The following is a 24,903-nucleotide window of genomic DNA, read 5'->3' as shown; positions in this document are numbered from 1 at the left end:
CAAGCCTCTTTACGGCTCATTTAAATCCTGTACTTCAATGGATTTAATATAAAATTCCTGTCCTATTTCAGTGGGTGTTCCTTCACCCTTACAAAGGGGGCACTCAAAGGTAAAGGGCTTTCTGACAAACAGCTGGCCGCAGCCTGTGCACCGCAGTTTGGGAACTACTCTCTCGATATGAAGCTTTGCATGCTCACATGGAGTTCCCTCCGCAATCAGCTCAAAATAGAGTTCAATGGAGCTGGCCACATAACCACAGTAATCTCCCACAACCAGATTGATCACCTTTACCTCAGATGCACCGTTGTCCTTTGCGTATTCTCCGGCGATTTCTATGATTCGCCTGGTGATTGGATATTCGTGCATTTTACGTATTCATCCCTTACGTTCCCATATGATGGAGCTGTGTACTGATTTTCCATGGTAAGACATTTTTTCGGGCAGACCTCACTGCAGTACCCGCACTGGATACATTTCAGCCGTTCAATGCTCCATGACGTCTTTGCCTTATCTGTCTGAATCGCTCCGGTCGGACATCTTCTTTCACACATACCGCAGAAAATACAGTCATCAATGGAAATTCCAATTTTTCCTCTGGTCCGTTCGTAGGTTTCTTTCTTCTTTACCGGGTATGGCACGGTATAGGGACCATGGAATATATTCTTTAACAGTGTCTTTGACATCTTAAACACAGACATAATACCCTCGATTCTGCTGCTTATGACAGCATTTACATGTTATCCTGTTACCTGTTTGGCTGCACATCTGTTTGTTACCGCTCGGTACAGCTGATACAGGGATCTATGGTAAGAATCAATATGGGTACGTCTGCCAGCGAGCAGTTCTTTAGTGTTTCAAGCAATGCAGGCAAATTGGCAAAGGTAGGAGTCCGGACTCTTACCCGGTCTAAAAACTTGGTTCCGTTTGCTTTGGTATAATAAACAACCTCACCGCGGGGCTGCTCCAGCCGGATAAACTGTTCTCCGTTTGGAGTTCCTTTTACTTTCACATTGATATCACCGCCAGGGATTATATCAATACACTGTCTGATTAAATCGATTGACTGGAACATTTCCTTGATTCTTACTCTGGTTCTGGCATAACAGTCCCCCCCATTATTGGTAATTGGTTTAAAGTCCAGCTTGCCATATGCACTGTATCCCTGTGTTCTCATATCCATTTCGATTCCGCTTGCTCTTGCCATAGGACCTACTGCACCTAAATCAAATGCCATCTGTTTTGTCAGAACTCCCACACCTTTGGTGCGCAGCTTCACTGTGGTATCGTTGATAAAGACACTGGTTGTCTCTTTTAATTCCTTTTCCATCTCAGTTAAAACGGTTTTAATCTTCATTAACGTCTCGGGACTGATGTCTTTTCTTACTCCTCCGATATCACATACGGAGAAAATGACACGTCCGCCTGTAGTCTCTTCAAAAATATCCAGAACCTGTTCCCTTAACTTCCAGGACTGCATAAACAGACTTTCAAATCCAAAGGCATCAGCCAGAAGTCCAAGCCAGAGCAGATGGCTGTGAAGCCTTGAAAGCTCTGCCCAGATTGTGCGCAAAAACTCGCCCCGCTCCGGTACCTCTACATCCATAATACGCTCAATGGACATACAATATCCCATTCCATGCATAAACGAGCAGATTCCGCAGATTCGTTCTGCCACGTAACAATACTGCTGATAATCTCTTTTTTCCACCAGCTTTTCCAAGCCTCTGTGAATGTATCCAATTCTAGGAATTGCTTCTACAACCGTTTCATCCTCCAGCACCAGATCCAGGTGGATCGGCTCCGGAAGAACCGGGTGCTGTGGACCAAACGGAACAATTGTCCTATTTCCCATAAATAACCTCCATACTGATGCAGGCTGCCACAGCCAGCTATTCGTTCACGCCAAATGGTGTCTTCACCGGAATCTTATAAAGATTATCATTGAAATCCGGCATTATGCCTGTTATTTTTACTCCGAACAATTCCTTTATCTCATTCTCATAGAGAAATGAATAGGGATATAGAATGCTGATACTTGGCAGTTCGGTTTCTGTATCTGTGATCAGCCGGATATTCAGCAATTCATAATCCTTATCAAAGGAATAGGTTAATTCCATTCCATTTTTATTGGTGCAGGTAATCGCTACCAGCCGGTAACCATCATTTTTTATTTTCATAATCTCCGTCAGCAGATCATTGGGGGAGATTTCTTTTAATATCTGTTCTTTCATTTTTCTCCAATCCGCTTTTTCGGCATCGCTTTTTTCTTCTCAGCCAGAATATCAAGGGCTTTCACTACGCCATCAATAATGGATTCCGGCCGTGCTGCACATCCAGGCACATATACATCAACAGGTATTACCTTATCAACACCACCTGCTACGTTATAACATTCTGCAAAGATGCCGCCGGAGGTTGCGCAAATTCCAACTGCTACCACTGCTTTGGGTTCCGGCATCTGTTCATAAAGCTGCTTCACAACCGGAATATTCTGTTCATTGACGCTGCCGGTGATAAGTAAGATATCCGCATGCTTGGGATTCCCGGTATTAATAATCCCAAAACGTTCCACGTCATATAATGGTGTCAGACACGCCAGTACTTCGATATCACAGCCATTGCAGCTTGTGCCGTCATAATGCAGAATCCAGGGTGATTTCTTAACCACATTCAAATTCATACGCACTCTCCTTAATTTTCCCGGGATTTCATTTCATAAAAAATGAAAGGATCACCAGATTCACCGTACCCATTACTCCCGTAACAATCCACGCAGAATTAAGTGCATGCTGCCATTTCAGCCTTGCTGCACAGTTATCTACAATTATTTCAAACAGATACACACCGAGACACACAATTGCAGCAACCACATGGCTGCCTGGTGCAGAGGTGGCAAAAAATACATAAACAAGAGATAACGATATGATCACCTCATACCAGTGTGTTACCTCAATCACAGCCAGATCCTTTCCGGAGTACTCGGTGGTAATACCTTTGACGATCTCCTGATGTCCATGATGGGACATGCTTAAATCGAAGGGTGATTTTCTCAGTTTAAATGTCAGAACAAAAACCAGACCGATGAAAACCCCAGGCAGATAAAGAATGGATGGTTTGTCAGTCATGACAATATCTTTGATAAAGAAGCTTTTTTCCGCGTAGTAAAGGCCAATGCAGGTTAGAAGCACCATTGGCTCATAAGCCATAATCTGTAAAAGCTCCCGCTCCGATCCGATGGTGTTATATGGAGAATTTGACGCGTATCCTCCCAGAACAAAGAATACAGATCCAAGTGTCAGTGCAAAGATTGCCAATAAAATATCGCCGCCTGAAAGCATGATGACTGTGGTAAACACAGCAAATACCATTGATACATACACGAAAAAACGGTGCATGGAATTGACTTCGATGGATTCCTTCTGCATCAGCTTCAGCACATCATAAAATGGCTGTAAAACAGGGGGACCCTGCCTGCCCTGCATTCGGGCAGTGATAACACGGTCGATGCCGGTCAGCAGACCGCCCACCACAGGTGCGAGAATTATTATTCCGATAATTCTTAGAACGCTCATCATGATGCAATCCCTCCGATCAGCAGTATCACTCCCCAAACGAGAATGACAAAAGATAAAATGTCACTAAAGAAGGATAACCTCTTTGCTCCAAAATAGCTTTCCATATACCAGTTATGAAGTTCCACCTGCCGTTTAGTCCCGCAGGCTCCGTAAAAGGTCTCATTGTCTCCTGTGTTTTCTCCTGCCATATAAATGGGAACTCTTCTTCGTTTATCATTTTTATAGACTGGTATAAAGCTGATTGGCAGAATAATAAGCATACTTAACATGTAAAGCATCAGCTTGATGTCTCCTGCTCCGATAGGCATCAAAGCCCGACGTAAAAAAACTTCGTTTAAATAAGGTATCAGGGCATATTTGGATACAATGGGAAAAGTGAAGCAGGATACTACCACCAGACAGGCAAGGATTGTAATGGGAATCTCCTCATCTAAGTGATATTCGTTTTCACTTTGCTGCCTCATATTAACTTTTGACACCAGCTTACCCATCCACTTGGTCCAGTAAAACAGCGTGGCTGCGCTGCCATAAGCCAGGATAATAACGATCAGAATATTATTGGAGTCAATAAATGCTTTCATTGCCACCCATTTGGAAATCAGCATACCAAAGGGGGCAAGGAACATACCTGCAATACCAATCATCATACACAGAGCCAGTTTTCTTGAGATTCCAAGAAGAATATCCATGTTTTCCACATTCCTGTTTCCAATCTGATGTTCCGCAGAACCAACAGATATAAAGAGCAGAGACTTTGATACTGCATGAAAGATAATTAAAAGGATTGCTGCCCAGATGGATTCTTCCGTTCCAACGCTGGCGCAGATAACGATAAGTCCCAGGTTTGCCAGTGTGGAATAGGCCAGAATCTTCTTGGCATCGCTTTGGGAAATCGCCATAAAAGAGCATGCTAAAAATGTGACTCCTCCTACAAGCGTGACAGTTTTACCCACTGGAGAAGCACCAAGAAGGGGAGCCAGTCTGATAATTAAATACACGCCTGCCTTAACCATGGTGGCCGAATGGAGCAGAGCCGATGTGGGGGTAGGTGCAACCATGGCGCCAAGCAGCCAGGAAGAAAACGGCAGCTGTGCCGATTTGGTAAGTGCTGCCAGTGACAGCAGAAATACAGGAATCATAAGGTATGCATCTGGCTTTTGTGCTGTAAATACAGATAGTTCCAGTGTATGGCCGTTCATGCCAATGATAATGATTCCGGCAGCAAATGCTGCTCCTCCTAAGAGGTTAATGAAAAGTGCACGAAACGAATTGTTTCTTGCCTCCTTCGTCTTTGTGTACCCAATCAGTAAAAAGGAGCAGAATGTTGTCAGCTCCCAGCAAAAATACATCCAGGTAAGCTGATTACTTAATACAATACCAAACATTGCGGAAAGGAATAGAAATAAAACTGCAAAGAAGAAACCCTTACGATCCTCATACTCGGTATGGTGTATATGATATGTTTTCATATAACCAACCGCATAAATACAGATCAGGCTGCCTACCACTCCCACGATTACAACCATGATTGCAGTAAGTTTATCAAAGACAATCGCATTCTTCACTTCAATCTGGCTCTTTGCGGTCAGTTCAAAGCAGAGTATGGCTGCAGTCTGCAGAAAGGAAAGAAAAGAAATAGCATAATTTTTATAACGGATACCAATTGTAATAATATAAGCGGCAAGTACCACTTCCACCGCTGCCATAACTAAATCGATTACAGTTTCCAAACGGTAGGAATAAGCGATTCCCTTATGGAAAAACAGACAGACAACAACCACCGTCAAAGCAGCTGTTATGCCTGCACTCACCCTGACAATTTTGTTTCTTACTTCGTCCTCTTTCACTAAAAGCACAGCAAGCGCTGCCAAAAGAGGAAATAATACCAATACCGTAATCGCACCCATACATTCATCACCTTACTTTTTATAATTTCTGTCAAGAATCGCGTAAAAATTATTTTTTAGTTATATAAAATGTCGAAACCTAAGATGTCATATTACATAATTGATCAATTCGTGCTCATTATATCACACGAAAAAGGGATGTCAATGTTTTGTTTTGTGTACAATTTATACAGATTTAATGTATAAAAGCAAAATACAGAAAACCGTTCCAGAAGAATATGAAAACTTTATGTTTTGAACAAGTTAAATATTTAACATGCAGAATTTTAACTATTTTTCGACATTCTTTTACGTTTTTTTAACAATTATGCGTAAATATATACGGATTATTAATACGGGATTGATGATGAGACTGAATCTGCCTCGTATTAAGATGCTGTTAAATAAATGCAGTTTGGCTGCATAAATGGGAATTGATAAGAAATTTCATTGGTTTAAATAAGAAAGGACGCTCATACGCAGTGAGCATCCTTTTTTGATCCTGTCTCATATATCCTTATTCTTAAAGCGAATTTTTGACCTTACTCATCTTACTTTACATAATACGTTTCATACGTATCATACATAACAGAACCACTTTCCTTTTTTCTCATAATTTCCTCATTGATCATAAGAAACCTTTCTTTTGTAATTTCTATGTAACTGCCACATATAGGACATTCAATGCAATATACTACCTGGTAAGGAATAATTGGTATGAAAAATAAAGTAAACCAAGTTGTCCTTTTACATAACTCCCATACTAAATCCACATTACAATGTTCACATTTTTTCTTGAATACTCCACCAATTCTATTTCTTGTAACTTTTCCATATCCCCAAATAATCATTTTCCAAGTCACTCCTTTTTCTTAAGTAAGATAGCTTCTTTTCCTGTATGCCATAATGACGGGCTTAATATACTATATAATAAAAAATGACAAAAATGTGCTTAATGTAATAATTAACACGATACATGTAACTTTTGGTAAAATTATATCACTTTTACGTAATAAATTGTAAAAAATCGGGCGTAAAAAAAGCGGTATTAGAGATCCGCTCTCCAATACCGCTTCTTAATTTAAATGGTTGGTTCTGTATCTATTACTTCATCTGTCTTCTGCACCACCGTCTTCTCTTCCGGCTTAATGGTAATCTCCGGCACTCCTGTAATATTAATATTCCGGTTTACCTTTGCATCATAGGTTCCTGCCTTTACAATGTCGCCTAAATCAATTCCGGTGGTTTCCTTCATGGATTCAAACAGCTTTGCCATAACAGCCGGAACATTGCCGGATACGGAATCAAGGCTGCTGCCTTCACCGCCTCCGATGATGGTGATCTTATCAATCTGGGAAAGGGGCTCTGCAATCTTTCCGGCCACTTCCGGTAATACCTTAATGATCATTTCAGCTACAGCCGCATTATTATACTTCTGATAAGCCTGGGCTTTCTTTTCCATGGCTTCCGCTTCCGCAAGACCCTTGGCCTTGATGGCTTCCGCTTCCGCTTCACCCACCATACGGATTCCCTGAGCTTCCTGCTCTTTTGTATAACGTTCTGCCTCTGCACTTGCCTTCTGTGCTTCTGCCTCCTGAACCTTCTCAAACCTCTTTGCTTCCGCGTTTTTCTGGCGCTCATAAAGCTCGGCTTCTGCCTTCTGCTGTCTGGCAAATTTGTCTGCTTCCGCTTTCTTTCTGATTTCCGCATCAAGAGATTTTTCCATAACTTCGGCTTCCCGCTGCTTAATTAAAACTTCTTTTTCCTGCTTGGCAATGTCTGCATCAGCTGAAGTGATCTCAATGGTTTTACGCTGTTCTTCCTGCTGAATCTGGTATGCAGCATCTGCCTCTGCCTTTTTCACATCAGCAATTTTCTTTAAGTCAGATTTCTGAATATCCAGCTCATTGTTTTTGATGGCTATTTCCCGCTCAGAATTGATTCTTGCATCATTGGCCTGTTTATCTGCAGATGCCTTTGCAATGGCGATCTCTTTATCCGCCTCGGCTTTTGCTATGGCTGCCTTCTTCTTAATCTGGGAAATATTATCTATACCCAGGTCATCTATAACACCGTTGGCATCGGAAAAGTTCTGTACGTTAAAGCTTACGATGTCAAGTCCCATGGCTGCAAGATCCGGCATGGCATTTTCCTTCACCAGCTCCGCAAATTTCATACGGTCGCTGACCATCTCTTCCAGTCTCATGCGCCCAACAATTTCACGCATGTTTCCTTCTAAAACCTCTCTCGCCACCGAGCCTATGTATTCGGAATTCTGATTTAAGAAGTTCTGTGCTGCTAAAGACAATTTGTTTGGCTCACTGCTGATTTTTACATTGACAGCCGCATCTACCTGGATATTAATGTAATCCGCAGTAGGAACCGCATTGGATGTCTTAACGTCAATCGGGATCAGCTTTAAACTCAACCGGTCAATCCGCTCAAGAAACGGAATCTTAATGCTGGCTTTGCCGATCACCGTCTTTCTTCTTAAACCGGAAATAATAAATGCCATATCCGGCGGAGCCTTTACATATCCTGACATCAGGATACCCAGGATAACTACAGCCAGAACAACGGTGATAATCGTGGAAATCATACTCATATTGATCATACTCATATATTCTTTTCCCCTTTCTATTGGTGTAATATTTTGAACTGTTCATAAAATACAGCCTTATTTATTATAACAAACAAAACTCTTGGTTTCAATTCAACAATACTTAAGCTTTTCTTAACAAATTATCGGAATTTTGAATTTCCATCCTCCTTTTTTCTATTAACTGTTTGTCCCAACCAGGTTTTATCACACCGGCATGTACCAGCAGAATATACTGATATGAGAGTGCTAATTTGATTCAATCAGGATTTCTTGAAAGGAGTCTTCATGAATATTCAGGATCTACACCTAGAGGCTGCAAAAAACAGCCGCAATCATAAAACTTATGAAGAAATGGGAAATTATTATCACCAGAATGGCAATCTGAAACGGGCCTATCTCTGCTACGCTCACAGCCTGTTCTTGTGCAATAGTGAAGAGGATACGAAACGGCTGACAGAAGTGATAAAAGACTGGGAAGAGTCACATTTTGACGAGTTGCCGAAAGCGGCCCTCATAATCCCTTCTGTCCCTGATTTAAATATGATGAAAGCCATTATTCAAACATGTGTCTTAAGCAGAGAAGACGTTAAAACCATAATAGTTTCAGATGAAGAAGTATCTATGGAAGTTACGGAATGGCTGAAAGATCAAAAGGATATAAAACTTGTTTCTGTAAAGGGACTGACACCGGGTGCAGCATTTAATAAAGCCTGTGAACAGGCAGAAAAACAAGAGGATTTATTAGCCCTTGGCAAAGGATCCGTTTTACTTCCTCACGCACTGTTCCAGCTGCGTATGTCTCTTTATAAGGATGAATCCATAGGTGCAGTCAACGGGGTTACCAACGGGGTTGTTTTTGGACTGACCGATTTTATCACTCCCATTGACCGGGCAAGCGTTTATGCCGATGAGCATAATCTTCCTGGTGACGAGCAAATGGACCCGGTTCTGATCCCCTCCTGCTGTACCGTTCTTATACGCAGAGATGTATTTGATAAAACGGCGGGGTTTGATAAAAATTATCTTACCCAGGAAGTATCACAAAAAGATTTTTCTTTTCAGCTTCTTAAGTTAAAAAAGATCACCTATTTATGCCATCATGGATATGTTTATACCTTTGGTTTAGAACAGAGCAATCAGGCACGCTGGTATGATTACAACCATTTCTATGAAAAATGGAACGTGCGGTTGAATTATTCCCTGTTCCCACGTCCTGATATTCTGGCATTAATCAAAGATCCTGCTGACACGCCTATAAATGTATTGGATGTAGGCTGTGCCTGCGGTGCCTCCCTGCTTGCCATTAAGAATAAATACCCCAAATCAACCCTTCATGGAATTGAGCTGGATGAAGGATCCTGGAGTATTTCTTCCCTTATCTTTCCCGTTACCCAGGGAAATGTGGAAGAAACCCTGGATTATGAGGATGGATATTTTGACTATATTATCTTCGGAGATGTATTAGAGCACCTTCATCAACCTGCTGCTGTGCTGGAGAATATGAAACGGTATTTAAAACCGGGGGGCGCTATACTTGCAAGTATTCCAAACATTATGCATATCTCAATTGTCAGCAATCTGCTAAACGGATACTGGACTTATGAAGACAGCGGGATTCTGGATAAAACCCATCTTCGTTTCTTTACCAAGAATGAGATTGTACGAATGTTTTCCCAGACTGGTTACCAGATTGAAGACATTGGTGTCACCCGGATCTATATTACTCCGGAGCAGCAAAAGCTTATTGAACAGCTGTGCTCCATTAGTTCCAGCGGTATGGACGCATTTACCACTTACCAGTATTTAATCAGGGCAAGGAAAAAATAAGATTTTCAGAAAAACAGGCTGTGTATTGTACAGCTTGTTTTTTTATTTCGAATAACTTTTACAATAACAGAAATAATAAGACTAAAAGCAAAAAGTGAGGCTTCCTATGAAACAGAAAACAAATGGTCTGACTGCAGGCCACTTAACAATGATGGCTTTGGGAACTGTGATTGGCGGTTCCTTTTTCCTCGGATCTTCCGTTGCCATAAAGGCCGCTGGTCCCGGGATTATACTTTCTTACCTGATATGCGGAGTTATGGTCTATTTCATCCTGTTTGCACTTTCAGAAATGACGGTCTCCAATCCTGCCTCCAGCTCCTTCCGGACATTTGCAGCAGAATATCTAGGTAAAGGTGCCGGATTTGTAGTGGGCTGGGTTTACTGGACCGGTATGGTAATCTCTATGTCAAGTGAAGCGACAGCAGTTTCCCTGCTGTTTCGAACCTGGTTTCCCACTGTTTCCATACCGGTTTTGGGAACAATTCTGATTTTAGGAGTGACCCTTATTAATCTTCTGGGAGCCAGCCAGCTCAGCAGTCTGGAAAGTCTTCTGGCAGGAGTAAAAGTTGTTGCTATCCTGGGATTTATTCTTTTTGGTGCTCTCTTTGTGTTTGGACTGGTTCCTGGTTATAAACCGCTGGGGTTCCAGGTATTAAGGTCAGAACCATTTCTGCCCGGCGGCATTAAAAGTCTGGCAGGCAGCATGCTGATTGTCCTGTTCACCTATGCAGGATTTGAAATTATAGGACTTGCTGCCAGTGAAACAAAGGATAAGGAAAAAAACGTTCCCCGGGCAATTCATATGACTGTAGGATGGTTGGTTACACTTTATATTCTCTGTATTTCCATGCTTCTGCTTCTGGTTCCTACCTCATCTTTAAGTGAAGAGGTAAGCCCCATGGTTACGGCATTAAACAGTTTTCGGATGTCATGGGCGGGCACGGTCATGACAATCATCTTAATCAGTGCCATTTTATCCACAATGGTAGCCGCCATGTTTGGAATTGGAAGAATGCTCCGCTCTCTGGTAGAGGATGGCCTGGGACCCGCTTTTCTAAGAGACAGAACCGACGTTCCTTATCGTGGAATCCTTTTTTCCGGTTGTTCCATGCTGCTGTTTCTTTATATTGGTCTGATTTTTCCTGAAGTTTATTTGTTTTTAATCAGTTCCGGAGGATTTGCACTTCTTTTCACTTATATTATGCTTATGGCAACTCATATCCGTTTCCGGAAAAAGAACGGAAAACCGGAAGGAAACTGCAGACTGTGCGGTTTCCCATACAGTTCCTTATTTACTTTGGCAGGTCTAGTAATCGCTATGTTCAGCATGCCATTTATAAAAGGACAGACTCTGGGATTTATTGCTGGTCTGGCTTTGGTTGCATTTTTCACAGCCTGCTATCCATTTGTGCGTGCCTCGGTAAAGCGAAAGGCCCCCACTCCAAAACGTGTACAGGAAGAAACTGCAAAACGGCGCCGTTTATTAACAGAATTTTCGGAAGAAATTCATCATTCCGATATTCCGAAGAAATAGATGGAATAGATATAAGAAAAGCGTCATAAACCGGTTAAATACAGTCCGGTCTATGACGCTTTTAAATTTATCTGATTTACTTATGCCCTGCTGCCTCTGCGTTTTTCTGCTGCCATTACCAGATGCTTTGCAAGAACCGCTGTGGTCACGGCTCCCACACCTCCCGGCACTGGGGTTGCCATAGAGGCAATGCCGTTTAATGATTCAAAATCCACATCTCCGCAAAGATTCCCTTCGTTATCCACATTAATTCCTACGTCAATCACAACCGCATCTGCCCCAACATAAGAAGAATCTATCATCTTTGCCTGTCCGGCAGCGGCAATTAAGATTTCCGCATTCTGACAGGTTTTTTCAATTTCCTTTGTCCGTGTATGACAGATGGTAACTGTTGCGTTCTCCTTTAGCAAAAGCATGGAAAGAGGACGGCCTACTACCATGCTTCTTCCAACCACAGATACCCGCTTTCCAGACAGGGAAATATCGTTGGCCTTAAACACCTCAATAACCGCTTCTGCAGTACAGGGTGCAAACCCCTCATTCTCTCCTGCAAATACCCGGGCTATATTCTCAGGGGAAATTCCATCCAGGTCTTTTTGAGGGTCAATCATATGCTCGATGTCCCGTTCATTAATCTGTTTAGGCAGTGGGCGCAGGAGGAGAATTCCGTCAATATCCGGGTTCTCGTTAATCTTTTTAAATTCCGCCTGGAAATCTTCATTTGATATATCCGCCGGATAGGAAAAGCTTTCTGCCTGCAAACCAAAGTTTTCCATTTTCTTTAATGCACCACGCTCATATGCCATGTCATCGGGCCGTTCTCCCACCCTGACAATCGCCAGTTTCGGAACCGCTCCCTCAAGTTCACGTAAAAGTTCAGTTACCTCTTCCTTGATTTTAGCAGACACCGCTGCTCCTTTTAATGTTATCACGATACCGAAACTCCTTTATCTTTACTTTAACGCAGCTTCCACATTTGCATAGATCTCATCAGACAGCTTCCTGCCTGTTTCGGCAAGCACACTGGCTTCCTGATCCAGCTGCTTGGCTGTTTCTCTCTGTTTCATAAATTTAGTATTGATGGAAACGTTCATCTTTGCGCCTAAAAGTGCTGTCCGTAAAAATGACACACCCACACCCACATCACTGACAGCCAGCCTGCTGCCCTTGTGTGCCAGAATATCCATAATTTTAATTGCTTCTACCGCCTGTTCCATTACAGTTTTAGGAACCAGGCTGGCCGCAAGAAGGTGGGTTTCCAATACTTCCTCCTTATGCTTTTTTTCCTCTTCCGTTCCGGAAGGGAGACCATAGGCTGCCGCAAGAGGTGCAAATACTCTGGCATCTTCATCAGCCAGTCTTAAAAATTCGGCTCTTATTTCCTCCAGTTTGACCAGAAGAAGCTGCATCTCCTCTTCCACATCTGCATACTTCTTTTTTCCCAGAGTCAGGTTAATTACCATCTCTCCTAATGCCACTCCCTGGGCACCACCAAGGGCTGCAGCACCTCCGCCTCCTGGTGTTGGTTTTTTTGAGGACAGCTCTTCCAGAAATGTGGAAACTGTAAGATCCTTTATCATTGATGTGTTCCTCTCTTTTCGGCTTTATTTTTTACCATTATATCGGCCTTTTATAAAAAGTACAAGGTGATTTATGACTTTTTTCTCCTGTTTTTGACAGAGTATTACGTTAAAGAAACTTTATGGAAAGCTCATCAAGCTCAGAGCGCAGTCTGAAATCGGCACATTTTGAAGCAATGGGGGAAAACAGCCGTAAAGTATCTTCTGCACGGGTTTTCCATGTTGCCGGATCTACAAATTCAATTGTTCTCATGTTATGAAGACGGTCTGAAAGTGCTACTAAAGCTCCCCGATCATCAGGACTTTCATGGGTACGCTCAAATTCTTCGTAAGATAATAAAATCTCACCGATTGCAGAACCTGCCTCCTGAACGATTCTCTCCTTATATTCTTCCCTCCACACGTCATGGAGAAGTCCGGCACTGACAGTATTTTCATCGGTACCCATATCCGCCAGAATGATTGCCACATTTAACGGATGGGTAATATATTCCTCCCCGGATTTTCTTTTCTCTCCTTGATGTAATGTCTTCGCCAATTCATAGATTCTATTTAATTTTTCGTTGTCATACTCTGTTTTGTTTTCTTTTAATGTGTGGCAAAGAATCTGCCATAACTCCTGGGGTTCTTTATATGCCTGTGTTGTTTTTATATATGTTTCCATTATTTGTCTGTCTCCTTTCACAGAGGCATCACGAACGTAGAAGGCCCGCAGCAAAACGGGGGAATATCCAAACACAGAGGTAAAGGATTTGGTAAATCCACTGTGGGTTTCCCAGCCGTAGTCCAACGCTGAATCAAGAATCCGCCTCCCATTTGCAATCTCCTTTGCAGCGGTTAAAAGCTTTCTCTGTTTTACATATTCCATGGGAGAAATCCCGAATTTTTGTTTGAAACATCTGGTAAAATAGCCGGGGGAATAGCCCGCCCAGGCAGACAGCTGCAGGATGGTCAGATCCTCTTTTATGTGCTTATCGATGAAAACGGCAACCATGGATATTCTGTCATTTACTTCCACTTTCGTCTGCTTCCTTTCTTTTTTTCCACGTGGTAGATTCATTATAACGGAAAAAGGTGAAACCTGCTGTTCCAAAAATGATTTTTTTATCTGCATTTTAATATCACTTGACACGAGAATATATTACTGATATAGTGTGAATCAATTCACATTAACATTTACCACTGGTTTTCACATAAAGGAGGAGGATCCTATGCCTAAAAATTCTTTTTTTCGTTTAACGGAAGCAAGGCAAGAAGAAATATCAAATAGCGCTATGCATCTTTTTGTTGATTATCTATACGAAGATATAACCATGAAGATGGTCTTGGATTGTTTGTCCATGCATCCTGGCACATTTTATCGGTATTTTGAAGACAAAGATGACCTTTATTGTCTCTTAATACGGAATGTGACCAGGAAAAGAACTGCGTATTTTAATAATGGTAATGAAGATTTCCTTTTCCAGTTTTTTCTCACTGGCTTATTTGGTAACGTTAACGGCATCGTGACCGAACCACTAAATGAGTTGGAAATCAAACTCACTGAAACATTTTTTAACATTCCTGAGGATACTCTGCTTAAAGTTTATACAAATGTTCTAAAGGGCGAGTCATTTCCCTTAATCAAAGATATTTTACGGCGTATGAGGGTTGATGGATATCTCCGACCCGATATTGACGACGATCTGATTTCTTTTATGTTTGAGTCAATGCAGTTTAATTTGATTATGTTCTTCAGGGAATTCGATATTAAGGACTCTGAGCTGCAGTATAAGATTAGCAGGTACTTTACTGACTTTATGGGCCACGGACTGCTTGAAGATCAAAAATACTCTGAAATTGTTGGTGAGTTCAAAAAAAACAGAGAGTAAATATGATTTATGAAAGGTTGGAGGAGAAATAAAATATGAAGACTTACGACGTATTTCCGGAACCAATTGGCAGCTATACAGTGGGGCGGTCTCAGATGGATCTTGAGTACACGGCATCGGATCACTGTAAAAGAGAACTGACGGCGTTTGTGTACTATCCGTCCGACAGTAACGAAGGTAAGACCACATCAACATATATGTTTCCTGAAGTTTACAAGATGTTTAACGAACGACCACTTGTCACTGCCTTAAAGGATGTTTTCTCTATTGATATCAAGACCTGGTGTTACGACGATCTTGCTCTCTCCGGAAAGGAAAAACGCTACCCCGTGTTATTCTATGTCTGCGGCGGGGGCGGTTCTCCAGAATGGGGGACAGTGCTCTGTTCAGACCTGGCAAGCATGGGATATGTTGTGGTAAGCATCGGACATCTGAATAGTACGATGTATAAACGTAAAGATGGGCGCCTGTTCAATATATCAAAGGATTTCTCAGATGTCATAATATCATTTTCTGAGGATCCCAAAATGCAGGAATTGACTGGTAAAATGGTAATGCGCCCTGATGATGAGACTGCCATTGAGATGTGTCATAACGTGCTTACACTGCCAATCCTTTCCAGGCTAACGGAGTTTAGTGAATTACAGGCAGAGGATGTAAGGTATGTAGCCGATTATCTTTACAGACTGGATTCTGGAGAAGTGAATTCTATTTTTAAGGACAGATTGGAGCTGGACATCGGCATGGGTATCGTCGGACATTCTTATGGCGGACCTACTACTGCAATAGTCTGCCGGGATGACCACCGGTTCGTCTGCGGGATTGGCCTGGACAGCGGTGCGTTCGGACTTCTCGACAGCAACCTTACGAAACCATTCTTACTACTGTTTAGTGAACCTAACTATAATATGAATGCGATTATTGGCTCTAATAACAGCAGGGAGACTTATTATTTCTCCGTTAACCGTGTTGCTCATCTGGATTACTGCGACATCGTGTTTACCTGTGTTAATGAGGAAGTCAGAGGACAACGGGATGCTATGGAGATGCGGAATATTGTTACAGACTATACAAAGAACTTTTTTGATCATTATATACTGCACAAGGCTTTAAGTCTGGAAAGTCTGAAATACGATGGAGTGGACCTGATTAAAAAGACCAGCAGCAAGTGACATAACTGAGAGGTCTGACAGTCTCCTCTCAATGAATCAACCCCACTATTATAAAGCCGATAACTTTATCTTGCAGTTATCGGCTTCTCTTAATTCAATATTTTTGCTGATCCAACACTGCAGACAGTTTTTCCACCATCTCGTCCACATGTTCTTTTTCAATCACCAGAGGGGGGACAAACCGTATTATATTGGTGCCTGCACTGATTATAACCAGCTTCTGCTCCATGAGCGCCTGACTGATAATAGGGGAAACCGGTACTTTAAATTCCAACCCCTGAATGAGGCCCAGTCCTCTTCTAGCTATAATAATGTCATATTTATCTTTCAGCTTTTCAAGCTTTTTGGTCAGGTAATCTCCCATTTCCTTTACATGATTCACAATATCCCGTTTCTCAAACAATTCCAAAACCTTATATGCAGCAGCAGTCACAAACGGATTTCCTCCGTATGTAGTTCCATGATCCCCCGGAACCATAGCCGTTGCTGCTTTCCCAGATGCCAGAAATGCCCCAATGGGAACTCCGTTCCCCAGTGCCTTTGCAACCGTCATTACATCGGGTTTCACCCCGTATTGCTGCCAGGCAAACATAGAGCCTGTGCGCCCCATTCCGCACTGAATCTCATCAAGGATTAACAGAATATCATTTTTATCGCAAAGCTCTCTCACTCCGGATAAAAATTCCTGGGTTGCCGGATAAATCCCGCCTTCTCCCTGAACAGTTTCCATAATGATAGCGCAGGTTTTTTCATTTACAACAGCCTTTACACTTTCCAGATCATTAAAATTGGCAAACTTTATTCCGGGAATTAAGGGTTTAAACGGCTCCTGATAATGATCATTTCCAGTTACAGAAAGTGCACCAAGGCTTCTTCCGTGAAAGGAATGATTCATGGCAATGATTTCATGGTCATGACCGCCGTCTTTGTTATAAGCGTATCTTCTGGCGATTTTTAAAGCTCCCTCAATGGCTTCCGTTCCGCTGTTGGTGAAAAACACTTTGTCCATCTGAGATGCCTTTAAAAGCAGTTCTGCTGCCTCTACAGACGGTACATTATAATAGAGATTGGAAATGTGAAGCAGTTTATCCACCTGAGCTTTTACTGCCTCATTAAATTCCGCATCATTATAGCCCAGACCATTTACTGCAATCCCGGCATAGAAATCCAGGTACTCATTTCCATCTGTATCATAAAGCCTTACTCCATCCCCATGGTCAAAGACAACTGGAAAACGGTTATAGGTCTTATAGATCTCTGATTCCGCCTTATCGATATATTCCTGTTTATTCAGCATGATAAAAACGCTCCTCTCCCGGGCTTACGATCGCAGTTCCGATTCCTTTATTGGTGAAGATCTCAAGCAGCAGACAGTGGGGAATTCTTCCGTCCATAATATGTACTCTGGACACCCCGTGATTCATGGCATCAATACAGTTTTGAAGTTTGGGGAGCATTCCGCCTCCAAGAGTTCCTCCGCTGACGAACTCCTGAGCTTCTTCAATAGACATTTCAGAGATTAAAGAATCCTTATCCTGAAAGTCCCGGTAAACGCCCTCCACATCAGTCAAAAAAGCCAGTTTCTCTGCCTCCATGGCTGTTGCAATGGCACAGGCCGCATCGTCTGCATTGATGTTATAGGTTTTAAAGTCCTCATCAAATCCTACCGGACAGATGATGGGAAGAAAATCCTTTTCCAAAAGATCGTTAATGATCTGGGTATCTACCGCTGTGATGTCGCCTACAAAACCGATGTCTTCTCCGTTTGAATAACGCTTCTGGCATTTTAACATCATACCGTCTTTTCCGCTGATTCCCACAGCCTTAACTCCAAGCTCATTGACAAGCTGAACCAGGCTTTTGTTCACCCGGTTTAATACCATTTCTGCAATCTCCATAGTGGCATCATCCGTTACCCGTAAACCATTGACAAAATGTGGCTCCATACCGGTTTTCTCCACCCATCTGCTGATCTCTTTTCCGCCCCCGTGAACAATAATAGGCTTAAATCCTACCAGCTTTAAAAGAACTACATCCTGAATTACCTGTTTTTTCAGTTCCTCATCTACCATGGCGCTTCCGCCGTATTTTACCACAATCGTTTTACGGTTAAACCTCTGTATATAAGGAAGTGCCTCAATTAACACTTCGGCTTTTTGCATAATGCTCTGATCCAGTATCATTTTTTGTTTCCTCTCCTTCTTATGATCTGCCCTGAAATAGTTATGAACGGTAATCTGCGTTGATTTTCACATAGTCAAAGGTCAGGTCACAGCCCCAGGCCGTTGCAGATGCATTTCCCATTTTGATGTCAGCAATGGCAGTCACTTCCGGCTCCGATAATATCTTAGTCGCCTCTTCCTCACTGTAGGGAAGTGCCACGCCATTTTCAATGATCTGAAGCTTTCCTGCCGCGCTTTCAAAATACAGATCTACTTTTTCCGGATCAAAGGTGGCTTTGGAATATCCCATGGCACAAAGAATCCGTCCCCAGTTGGCATCATGACCAAAAATGGCTGCTTTTGTCAGACTGGAGGTAATTATCGATTTTGATAATGTTACAGCCTGCGCCTTTGTTTCTGCACCAATAATTTTTACTTCAAATAAAGCAGTACAGCCTTCTCCGTCCCCTGCCATCTTTTTGGCCAGAGTTTCATTGATGAAGTTAAGTGCTTTGATAAATAACTGATAATCTTCATTTTTTTCCGTAATTTCTTTATTTCCGGCCATGCCATTTGCCAGAAGGAGAACCGTATCGTTGGTGGATGTGTCTCCGTCAACGGAAATCATGTTGTACGTATCTTTAATATCTTCCCTTAATGCTTCCTGAAGCAGTTCTTTGGATATGGCTGCATCTGTAGTAACAAAACTTAACATGGTACACATATCAGGGTGAATCATTCCGGAGCCCTTGCACATGCCTCCGATGGTGATGGTAGCACCTCCTGCCTCAAACTGAACGGCCACTTCCTTTTTTACTGTATCGGTAGTCATAATTGCCTGTGCTGCAGCGGTTCCGCTCTCCTCACTGCCGTCCAGAATCACGGACATTGCCTTTACTCCCGCTGTGATGCGGTCAATGGGAAGCTGCATTCCGATGACACCGGTAGAAGCTACCAGAACGGAATCTTCCGGGATTGAAAGGCACTGGGAAACAGCTTTTGCCGTCTGACTGCAGTAGGAAAATCCTTCTTCTCCGGTACATGCATTGGCAATTCCCGCATTTACTACAACTGCCTGTGCAAAGGGAGAAGTGGTCACGATCTCTTTATCCCATTTGACAGGAGCTGCTTTTACGATATTGGTAGTAAATGTACCTGCTGCCTTGCATGGAACCTCACTGTAAATCATCGCCATATCTTTCCGGTTATTTTTATATTTAATGCCTGCCGCTGTTGATGCAGCTTTAAATCCCTTTGCTGCTGTTACTCCTCCGCTTATCTGCTTCATAATATCTTTCCTCCCTGTTCCTGTCATGGTGTCCGGTCAGCTTACAAAATCAGTATTGTTTTCCTCACTGATGGCTAAATCATAGTAATTTAAATCATCACGAAACGTGAATTTTTCCTTCTTCCAGAAATTATTTCCCAAAAGGTTATTACAAAAAGCAATTAAATTGACTTTATTAATTCCCTCTTTTTTTAATCGGCTGACTGCTTCCGAGACCATTTCACGACCGACTCCATGCTTTCTGTATTTTTCTGCTACGCACACATGGTATAACGTTCCCCTGCGCCCGTCATGACCGCATAAAATAGTACCTATAATCGCTTTTTCATCTTCTGCAACTACACTCAGACCTGGATTTCTCTGAAGAAAACGGCTGATCCCTTCCTGCGAATCATCAACAGCCCGGATACCGAATCCCTTAATTCCTGACCATAGTGCATATACCTGTTCATAATCATCGATTGTCATTGATCGTATTATCATTGTTTTTTCCTTTACGGTTATTCGTTCTTTCAACATCTAGGGAAACATGGGAATCAGCTTCAGTCCCTTGTTTTCCTCCAGTCCGAATAAAAGATTCATGTTCTGGACTGCCTGCCCGGCGGCTCCCTTAACCAGATTATCCATGGCTCCCATCATCACAATGCGGTTGGTCCTTGGATCGATCTTGAAATTCACATCAACAAAATTGCTTCCTTCCACCCATTTTGTCTGAGGTGTCACATCTTTTTCCAGCACACGTACAAAGAATTCTTTGCGATAATATTTATCGTAAACGGACTTTACTTCTTCATAAGAAACCTTACTGGTTAAGGATGCATAAGCAGTTATGAGAATTCCTCTGTTCATGGGAACCAGGTGTGGTGTGAAACTGATGGTTACCGGTTTTCCTGCCCCGTAAGAAAGCTGCTCTTCTATCTCAGGCGTGTGTCTGTGTACACCGACGCCGTAAGCTTTGATGTTCTCATTTACTTCACAGTAAAGATTATCAACCTTTGCTCCTCTTCCTGCTCCGGACGTTCCTGATTTTGCATCAATAATAATTGTATCAGGATCAATCAGGCCTTCTTTTACCAGAGGATAAATGGAAAGCTCTGAACAGGTGGGGTAACAGCCCGGATTGGCTATCAGCCTTGCATTTTTAATCTTTTCCCGGTTGATTTCCGGAAGTCCATATACCGCTTCCTTTATATATTGAGGAGATTGATGTTTTATCTGATACCACTCTTCATAGATATTCACATCCTGAATGCGGAAATCCGCACTTAAATCAATGACTTTAGTCTGTGATAAAATACGGTCATTTAAAGCAGATGCCAGAAAACCCTGAGGTGTTGCTGTGAAGATCACGTCCACCATCTCTGCTAATGCTTCTATATTATCATCCATGCAGGAAGCGCTGACGATTTCAAACATATTCTGATAAATGGAAGCGTATTTCTGGTCCACATAGCTTTTCGACCCGTACCACTTAATCTCCACGTCATCTCTCTGGAGTAAAAGTCTTGCCAGCTCACCACCTGCATATCCAGTTGATCCTATAATTCCTGCTTTAATCATTGTCATCGCTCCTTTGCATTCTCTATTTTGTATCGGCTCTGCGCTCTCCATTCATGAGCGTTTTACCATTCCCTTCAGGATTTTCATAATTATACATCTCTTTTGTATATTATGCAAGATGTTTTTATATTTTTCATTTTACCCTTGCATTTTCCCTGGTTTTGTTGTATATTTATGTAAGTTCAAAAAGAAAATATACAAAAACCATAGAGGAGGAATCATATATGAAAGAGAAAGTAATTTTAGCCTATTCCGGCGGACTTGACACCACTGCCATTATTCCATGGTTAAAGGAAAATTTTGATTATGATGTAGTTTGCTGCTGCATCGACTGCGGACAGGGCAATGAGCTTGATGGTCTTGAGGAGAGAGCCAAATTATCCGGCGCTTCCAAATTATATATAGAAGATCTGGTAGATGACTTCTGCGATAACTACATTATCCCATGTGTACAGGCCAATGCCGTTTATGAGAATAAGTATCTTCTGGGTACTTCCATGGCTCGTCCTGCCATCGCGAAAAGACTGGTTGAGATCGCAAGGAAGGAAGGCGCTACTGCCATCTGCCACGGAGCAACCGGTAAGGGCAACGACCAGATCCGTTTCGAACTTGGTATCAAGGCTCTTGCTCCTGATTTAAAAATCATCGCACCATGGCGTATGACTGATGTATGGACCATGCAGTCTCGTGAAGATGAAATTGAATACTGCAAACAGCATGGAATCGACCTCCCATTTTCAGCAAACAACAGCTACAGCCGTGACCGCAATTTATGGCACATCAGCCATGAGGGCTTAGAGCTGGAAGATCCGGCAAATGAGCCAAATTACGATCACCTTCTGGTGCTTGGCGTTTCTCCTGAAAAGGCTCCTGATGAAGGGGAGTACGTAACCATGACCTTTGAAAAAGGCATTCCTGTCAGCGTAAACGGAGAAGCCATGAAGGTTTCCGATATTATCACAAAGTTAAATGAGCTTGGCGGTAAGCACGGCATCGGCATTGTGGATATTGTAGAAAACCGTGTAGTAGGCATGAAATCCAGAGGCGTTTATGAAACACCAGGCGGAACCATTCTCTTAGAAGCACATCAGCAGCTGGAAGAGCTGGTATTAGACCGTGCTACCATAGAAGTAAAAAAAGACATGGGTAATAAATTTGCACAGATCGTATACGAAGGTAAATGGTTCACACCCCTTCGTGAGGCAGTTCAGGCATTTGTTACTTCCACACAGGAATATGTGACCGGAGAAGTGAAGTTCAAACTTTATAAGGGCAACATCATTAAAGCAGGAACCACTTCCCCTTACTCCTTATACAGCGAATCTCTTGCTTCCTTTACTACTGGTGATCTCTATGATCATCACGATGCGGAAGGCTTCATCACTCTGTTCGGTCTTCCGTTAAAGGTTCGTGCTATGAAGATGCAGGAACAAAAAAAATAATCAGCCATTTCAATTACAGGCATTGTCAGCCGGTCTCTCTGATCCGGCAGCAATGCCTGCTTTCTTTTTTACTACAAAATCCAGAACAAAATTCACAATATTTTTACGCAAATCCATTAAAAATCCCGCAAATCGTTTAATCTTGTTTTTCTTCTCCAGTGCAATTGACATTTTATTGACGGCTGATTTATAATTGCCAAGGTTACAAATTCTATAATTTTACATATTTTTGATAAAATCCAATACAGGAGAGAAAAAATGAAAACCCCACGAAAAAAAAAGCTGATAGGTAAATTCCTCGGCAGCAATTCCATCAAACGTAAACTGCAAGTCAACATTGCCTCACTGGCAATCGTCATTACCATTCTTTTTGGTACGGTCAATTCCTTTCTCATCTATAATGACTCTATGATAAATATGGATTTAAGAATCAATGAATCCACAAATGCATACAGCCATTCTGTTGAAAATGCCATCCTTATATTTAAAACTAAAATTGAAGCAATTGCCAATGATAAGGGAATTGAACAATCTGCCGGCACACTGGGACAAACACAGAAGTTATTACCAGAGCTGGCCAAGAAATATGGATTTGACTCCGTGATTCTTGCCAACACAAATGGCTTAACATCAGACGGAGTAAATATCAGCGACCGGGATTATTTCAAACGGTCCATAGCAGGGGAAACCTATATATCCTCCCCTATCGTAAGTAAAGCAACTGGCGATATGCAGATCATCTTATCCGCTCCAATTGGGGGCGACCAAAACAAGGGGATTGTATATGCCAGATTATCCAGTGATTCCTTCAGCAAGATGATTCAGGATATTTCACTGGGTAAATCCGGTTATGGATTTATGGTAGATAAAACCGGAACTGTGGTTGCACATAAGAATACGGACAATGTGAAACAGCAGCTAAACTATATAGAAGCTGCAAAAACAGATTCCTCCTTTTCAGAAGTTGCAGGCTTGGTAAATGATATGATATCCGGAAATAAGGGGATTGATACCGTTCATTACAAAGGAGAGAAACTTACCGTAGGTTACGCCCCCATCCCAAATACAGATGGCTGGTCCATTGGTGTGTCAGCTAAAACAGCAGAACTTATGAAAGGTTTTTATATTTCTGTAGGTATTACTCTGATTTTCACACTGATATTTTTACTGCTTGCTCTGATATCCGCAGTAAAGATAGCCTCTCCTATTGTAAATCCCATCATTAAAATGGTGGAGCGTCTGGAACTTCTTACCAAAGGAGATTTGCATTCTGAGGTTCCCATTTATGAGAGAGACGACGAGATCGGCACACTTTCTGCTTCCCTGAAATATACCGTATACTCTCTCCGTTCCATTATCAATGATGCTACAACCGTGTTAGATGGTGTGGAGAAAGGAGATTGTACGTTAACCATAGAATCTGAGTACCAGGCAGATTTTATTTTGCTTAAAACTTCAATTAACGGAATTATTTTAAATTTAAATAAGATTTTTGGAAATTTCAGAAATTCAATCAACCAGATTTCAAACGGTGCAGACCAGATCTCTTCAGGAGCCCAGCTTTTGGCATCAGGAACCACAGAACAGGCAGCTACGGTGGAAGAATTAAATGCCGCAGTTACAAGCGTGGCACATCATGCAGAGGAAAATGTAGTCACTGTTTCCCAGGTCAGCGAATACGTCAGACAGACTGGTATCGAACTCACAAAAGGCAATTCCTATATTCAGGATTTAAACCAGGCAATGAGTGAAATCGGAGAATCCTCAAAGAAAATCACCAATATTACGAAAGTGATTGAAGATATTGCATTCCAAACCAACATTCTTGCTCTGAATGCTGCCATCGAAGCAGCACGGGCCGGGGAAGCCGGAAAAGGCTTTGCTGTGGTTGCAGATGAAGTACGTAATCTGGCTGTAAAGGTATCGGAAGCTGCTGGTGAAACTGCTTCTTTACTGGCTCAGTCGGCTACCCTGGTCGAAAATGGAGAAAGCTTATCAAAAGAAACGGTGGAAATCCTAAAGGGGCTGGCTGATAAAGCAGACTTTCTGGGACAATCCATGGACAAAATCAGCAATTCTTCTGCAGAACAGGTAAGTGCCATTCAGCAGATTAATACCGGTTTAACCCAGGTATCCTCCGTGGTACAGACCAATGCAGCCACTGCCGAAGAAAGCTCTGCTTCCAGCGAAGAACTGGCAGCCCAGGCTCAGGCGATGAAAGATGAAATCAGCTGGATTTCCCTGATGGATGACACTGGATCTTCCAAGCAAAAGGCCAGTGAACCAGTAAATGAAAAAATTGATATAACAGAATCGTCAGAAAATACAGGCATTACAGAAACTCCTATTTTTACAGATAAATATTAATAGAAAAGATACCGCAGCCCAATAAAAAGGGCTGCGG

At 42.2% G+C, this 24,903-nt stretch carries 24 protein-coding genes; 6 read left to right on the top strand and 18 right to left on the bottom strand.

The annotated features are described in order from the left end of the window. Nucleotides 1-9: 9 nt before the first annotated feature. The 9 genes from ACOAOT_RS01835 to ACOAOT_RS01795 all read right to left on the bottom strand — a co-directional run bounded on the left by ACOAOT_RS01835 (nt 10) and on the right by ACOAOT_RS01795 (nt 8,075). On the bottom strand, nt 10-366 hold the full coding sequence (locus ACOAOT_RS01835) for a hydrogenase maturation nickel metallochaperone HypA/HybF (protein ID WP_104434952.1): 357 nt from the start codon (nt 364-366) through the stop codon (nt 10-12). Then, nucleotides 333-698, bottom strand: a complete 366-nt coding sequence (locus tag ACOAOT_RS01830; protein ID WP_104434950.1) for a 4Fe-4S binding protein — start codon at nt 696-698, stop codon at nt 333-335. Before ACOAOT_RS01830 ends, ACOAOT_RS01835 begins: the two co-directional genes overlap by 34 nt. 74 nt (nt 699-772) lie before the next feature. Continuing rightward, nucleotides 773-1,852 carry a hydrogenase large subunit gene (locus ACOAOT_RS01825; RefSeq protein ID WP_420215388.1) on the bottom strand — a complete coding sequence of 360 codons (1,080 nt, stop codon included), beginning with the start codon at nt 1,850-1,852 and terminating at the stop codon, nt 773-775. Nucleotides 1,853-1,889: 37 nt separating this feature from the next. Continuing rightward, a complete protein-coding gene (locus ACOAOT_RS01820; RefSeq protein WP_420215387.1) occupies nt 1,890-2,231 on the bottom strand; it encodes an NADH-quinone oxidoreductase subunit C in 342 nt (113 codons plus the stop codon). Next, on the bottom strand, nt 2,228-2,680 hold the full coding sequence (locus ACOAOT_RS01815; protein ID WP_330590467.1) for an NADH-quinone oxidoreductase subunit B family protein: 453 nt from the start codon (nt 2,678-2,680) through the stop codon (nt 2,228-2,230). The genes ACOAOT_RS01820 and ACOAOT_RS01815 overlap by 4 nt, the downstream gene beginning before the upstream one ends. Nucleotides 2,681-2,708: 28 nt before the next feature. Continuing rightward, nucleotides 2,709-3,575 carry a respiratory chain complex I subunit 1 family protein gene (locus ACOAOT_RS01810; protein ID WP_420215386.1) on the bottom strand — a complete coding sequence of 289 codons (867 nt, stop codon included), beginning with the start codon at nt 3,573-3,575 and terminating at the stop codon, nt 2,709-2,711. Then, on the bottom strand, nt 3,572-5,482 hold the full coding sequence (locus ACOAOT_RS01805; protein WP_420215385.1) for a proton-conducting transporter transmembrane domain-containing protein: 1,911 nt from the start codon (nt 5,480-5,482) through the stop codon (nt 3,572-3,574). The genes ACOAOT_RS01810 and ACOAOT_RS01805 overlap by 4 nt, the downstream gene beginning before the upstream one ends. Nucleotides 5,483-6,012: 530 nt before the next feature. Continuing rightward, on the bottom strand, nt 6,013-6,312 hold the full coding sequence (locus ACOAOT_RS01800) for a hypothetical protein (RefSeq protein WP_420215384.1): 300 nt from the start codon (nt 6,310-6,312) through the stop codon (nt 6,013-6,015). A 230-nt stretch (nt 6,313-6,542) separates the two neighbouring features. Continuing rightward, nucleotides 6,543-8,075, bottom strand: coding sequence for an SPFH domain-containing protein (locus tag ACOAOT_RS01795; RefSeq protein ID WP_420216636.1), 1,533 nt, complete (start codon nt 8,073-8,075; stop codon nt 6,543-6,545). Nucleotides 8,076-8,348: 273 nt separating this feature from the next. Here ACOAOT_RS01795 and ACOAOT_RS01790 point away from each other — a divergent pair, with 273 nt between their 5' ends. Together ACOAOT_RS01790 and ACOAOT_RS01785 are read left to right on the top strand one after the other, a co-directional pair. Then, nucleotides 8,349-9,890 (top strand): methyltransferase domain-containing protein, encoded by a 1,542-nt coding sequence (locus ACOAOT_RS01790; RefSeq protein WP_420215383.1) that lies wholly within the window; start codon nt 8,349-8,351, stop codon nt 9,888-9,890. Between the two features lie 106 nt (nt 9,891-9,996). Then, a complete protein-coding gene (locus ACOAOT_RS01785; protein WP_420215382.1) occupies nt 9,997-11,424 on the top strand; it encodes an amino acid permease in 1,428 nt (475 codons plus the stop codon). Between the two features lie 80 nt (nt 11,425-11,504). Here the strand turns inward: ACOAOT_RS01785 and ACOAOT_RS01780 are convergent, their stop codons facing one another. The 3 genes from ACOAOT_RS01780 to ACOAOT_RS01770 all read right to left on the bottom strand — a co-directional run bounded on the left by ACOAOT_RS01780 (nt 11,505) and on the right by ACOAOT_RS01770 (nt 14,118). Beyond that, the gene (locus tag ACOAOT_RS01780; protein WP_420215381.1) at nt 11,505-12,356 is read right to left on the bottom strand and encodes a bifunctional 5,10-methylenetetrahydrofolate dehydrogenase/5,10-methenyltetrahydrofolate cyclohydrolase; all 852 of its coding nucleotides are present in this window, start codon (nt 12,354-12,356) and stop codon (nt 11,505-11,507) included. A gap of 21 nt (nt 12,357-12,377) precedes the next feature. Further along, nucleotides 12,378-13,004, bottom strand: a complete 627-nt coding sequence (locus tag ACOAOT_RS01775) for a cyclodeaminase/cyclohydrolase family protein (RefSeq protein ID WP_420215380.1) — start codon at nt 13,002-13,004, stop codon at nt 12,378-12,380. Nucleotides 13,005-13,113: 109 nt separating this feature from the next. Beyond that, the gene (locus ACOAOT_RS01770) at nt 13,114-14,118 is read right to left on the bottom strand and encodes an HD domain-containing protein (RefSeq protein ID WP_420215379.1); all 1,005 of its coding nucleotides are present in this window, start codon (nt 14,116-14,118) and stop codon (nt 13,114-13,116) included. 97 nt (nt 14,119-14,215) lie between these two features. Between ACOAOT_RS01770 and ACOAOT_RS01765 the strand changes: the two genes are divergently transcribed. Continuing rightward, entirely contained in the window at nt 14,216-14,875 is a 660-nt protein-coding gene (locus ACOAOT_RS01765) for a TetR/AcrR family transcriptional regulator (protein ID WP_420215378.1), read from the top strand. A gap of 35 nt (nt 14,876-14,910) precedes the next feature. Continuing rightward, the gene (locus ACOAOT_RS01760; RefSeq protein ID WP_420215377.1) at nt 14,911-16,047 is read left to right on the top strand and encodes an alpha/beta hydrolase; all 1,137 of its coding nucleotides are present in this window, start codon (nt 14,911-14,913) and stop codon (nt 16,045-16,047) included. A 94-nt stretch (nt 16,048-16,141) separates the two neighbouring features. Here ACOAOT_RS01760 and ACOAOT_RS01755 read toward each other — a convergent pair whose 3' ends face one another. The 5 genes from ACOAOT_RS01755 to argC are packed head-to-tail and all read right to left on the bottom strand — an operon-like array spanning nt 16,142 to nt 21,057. Then, nucleotides 16,142-17,341, bottom strand: coding sequence for an aspartate aminotransferase family protein (locus ACOAOT_RS01755; protein WP_420216635.1), 1,200 nt, complete (start codon nt 17,339-17,341; stop codon nt 16,142-16,144). Then, on the bottom strand, nt 17,334-18,230 hold the full coding sequence (gene argB, locus ACOAOT_RS01750; RefSeq protein WP_420215376.1) for an acetylglutamate kinase: 897 nt from the start codon (nt 18,228-18,230) through the stop codon (nt 17,334-17,336). Before argB ends, ACOAOT_RS01755 begins: the two co-directional genes overlap by 8 nt. A 40-nt stretch (nt 18,231-18,270) precedes the next feature. Continuing rightward, entirely contained in the window at nt 18,271-19,497 is a 1,227-nt protein-coding gene (gene argJ / locus ACOAOT_RS01745) for a bifunctional glutamate N-acetyltransferase/amino-acid acetyltransferase ArgJ (protein WP_420215375.1), read from the bottom strand. A gap of 36 nt (nt 19,498-19,533) precedes the next feature. Then, on the bottom strand, nt 19,534-19,980 hold the full coding sequence (locus ACOAOT_RS01740; RefSeq protein WP_420215374.1) for a GNAT family N-acetyltransferase: 447 nt from the start codon (nt 19,978-19,980) through the stop codon (nt 19,534-19,536). Nucleotides 19,981-20,016: 36 nt separating this feature from the next. After that, entirely contained in the window at nt 20,017-21,057 is a 1,041-nt protein-coding gene (argC, locus tag ACOAOT_RS01735) for an N-acetyl-gamma-glutamyl-phosphate reductase (protein ID WP_420215373.1), read from the bottom strand. A 224-nt stretch (nt 21,058-21,281) separates the two neighbouring features. Here argC and ACOAOT_RS01730 point away from each other — a divergent pair, with 224 nt between their 5' ends. After that, nucleotides 21,282-22,499, top strand: coding sequence for an argininosuccinate synthase (locus tag ACOAOT_RS01730; protein ID WP_420215372.1), 1,218 nt, complete (start codon nt 21,282-21,284; stop codon nt 22,497-22,499). A 9-nt stretch (nt 22,500-22,508) separates the two neighbouring features. Here ACOAOT_RS01730 and ACOAOT_RS01725 read toward each other — a convergent pair whose 3' ends face one another. After that, the gene (locus tag ACOAOT_RS01725) at nt 22,509-22,670 is read right to left on the bottom strand and encodes a hypothetical protein (RefSeq protein ID WP_420215371.1); all 162 of its coding nucleotides are present in this window, start codon (nt 22,668-22,670) and stop codon (nt 22,509-22,511) included. An 87-nt stretch (nt 22,671-22,757) separates the two neighbouring features. On the opposite strand from ACOAOT_RS01725, the gene ACOAOT_RS01720 reads away from it, so the two are divergent. Further along, nucleotides 22,758-24,866: a methyl-accepting chemotaxis protein gene (locus tag ACOAOT_RS01720; RefSeq protein ID WP_420215370.1), complete on the top strand. Its 2,109-nt coding sequence runs from the start codon at nt 22,758-22,760 to the stop codon at nt 24,864-24,866. Nucleotides 24,867-24,903: the final 37 nt, after the last annotated feature.

This window comes from Lacrimispora struthionigena, assembly GCF_048627165.1.
In the GTDB taxonomy this organism is placed as follows: domain Bacteria; phylum Bacillota; class Clostridia; order Lachnospirales; family Lachnospiraceae; genus Lacrimispora.
Note: the sequence above shows the minus strand (reverse complement) of the source record. Positions and strands in the feature narration are given on the sequence as shown.

What these genes read in the sequence shown, in the direction of transcription:
- ACOAOT_RS01815 (WP_330590467.1), bottom strand. Translation starts at nt 2,680, where the DNA reads ATGAATTTGAATGTGGTTAAGAAATCACCCTGGATTCTGCATTATGAC.
- ACOAOT_RS01785 (WP_420215382.1), top strand. Translation starts at nt 9,997, where the DNA reads ATGAAACAGAAAACAAATGGTCTGACTGCAGGCCACTTAACAATGATG.
- ACOAOT_RS01830 (WP_104434950.1), bottom strand. Translation starts at nt 698, where the DNA reads ATGTCTGTGTTTAAGATGTCAAAGACACTGTTAAAGAATATATTCCAT.
- ACOAOT_RS01720 (WP_420215370.1), top strand. Translation starts at nt 22,758, where the DNA reads ATGAAAACCCCACGAAAAAAAAAGCTGATAGGTAAATTCCTCGGCAGC.
- ACOAOT_RS01805 (WP_420215385.1), bottom strand. Translation starts at nt 5,482, where the DNA reads ATGGGTGCGATTACGGTATTGGTATTATTTCCTCTTTTGGCAGCGCTT.
- ACOAOT_RS01825 (WP_420215388.1), bottom strand. Translation starts at nt 1,852, where the DNA reads ATGGGAAATAGGACAATTGTTCCGTTTGGTCCACAGCACCCGGTTCTT.
- ACOAOT_RS01790 (WP_420215383.1), top strand. Translation starts at nt 8,349, where the DNA reads ATGAATATTCAGGATCTACACCTAGAGGCTGCAAAAAACAGCCGCAAT.
- ACOAOT_RS01775 (WP_420215380.1), bottom strand. Translation starts at nt 13,004, where the DNA reads ATGATAAAGGATCTTACAGTTTCCACATTTCTGGAAGAGCTGTCCTCA.
- ACOAOT_RS01795 (WP_420216636.1), bottom strand. Translation starts at nt 8,075, where the DNA reads ATGATCAATATGAGTATGATTTCCACGATTATCACCGTTGTTCTGGCT.
- argJ (WP_420215375.1), bottom strand. Translation starts at nt 19,497, where the DNA reads ATGAAGCAGATAAGCGGAGGAGTAACAGCAGCAAAGGGATTTAAAGCT.
- ACOAOT_RS01820 (WP_420215387.1), bottom strand. Translation starts at nt 2,231, where the DNA reads ATGAAAGAACAGATATTAAAAGAAATCTCCCCCAATGATCTGCTGACG.
- ACOAOT_RS01835 (WP_104434952.1), bottom strand. Translation starts at nt 366, where the DNA reads ATGCACGAATATCCAATCACCAGGCGAATCATAGAAATCGCCGGAGAA.
- ACOAOT_RS01725 (WP_420215371.1), bottom strand. Translation starts at nt 22,670, where the DNA reads ATGTCAATTGCACTGGAGAAGAAAAACAAGATTAAACGATTTGCGGGA.
- argC (WP_420215373.1), bottom strand. Translation starts at nt 21,057, where the DNA reads ATGATTAAAGCAGGAATTATAGGATCAACTGGATATGCAGGTGGTGAG.
- ACOAOT_RS01740 (WP_420215374.1), bottom strand. Translation starts at nt 19,980, where the DNA reads ATGATAATACGATCAATGACAATCGATGATTATGAACAGGTATATGCA.
- ACOAOT_RS01770 (WP_420215379.1), bottom strand. Translation starts at nt 14,118, where the DNA reads ATGCAGATAAAAAAATCATTTTTGGAACAGCAGGTTTCACCTTTTTCC.
- ACOAOT_RS01730 (WP_420215372.1), top strand. Translation starts at nt 21,282, where the DNA reads ATGAAAGAGAAAGTAATTTTAGCCTATTCCGGCGGACTTGACACCACT.
- ACOAOT_RS01765 (WP_420215378.1), top strand. Translation starts at nt 14,216, where the DNA reads ATGCCTAAAAATTCTTTTTTTCGTTTAACGGAAGCAAGGCAAGAAGAA.
- ACOAOT_RS01760 (WP_420215377.1), top strand. Translation starts at nt 14,911, where the DNA reads ATGAAGACTTACGACGTATTTCCGGAACCAATTGGCAGCTATACAGTG.
- argB (WP_420215376.1), bottom strand. Translation starts at nt 18,230, where the DNA reads ATGATACTGGATCAGAGCATTATGCAAAAAGCCGAAGTGTTAATTGAG.
- ACOAOT_RS01810 (WP_420215386.1), bottom strand. Translation starts at nt 3,575, where the DNA reads ATGATGAGCGTTCTAAGAATTATCGGAATAATAATTCTCGCACCTGTG.
- ACOAOT_RS01800 (WP_420215384.1), bottom strand. Translation starts at nt 6,312, where the DNA reads ATGATTATTTGGGGATATGGAAAAGTTACAAGAAATAGAATTGGTGGA.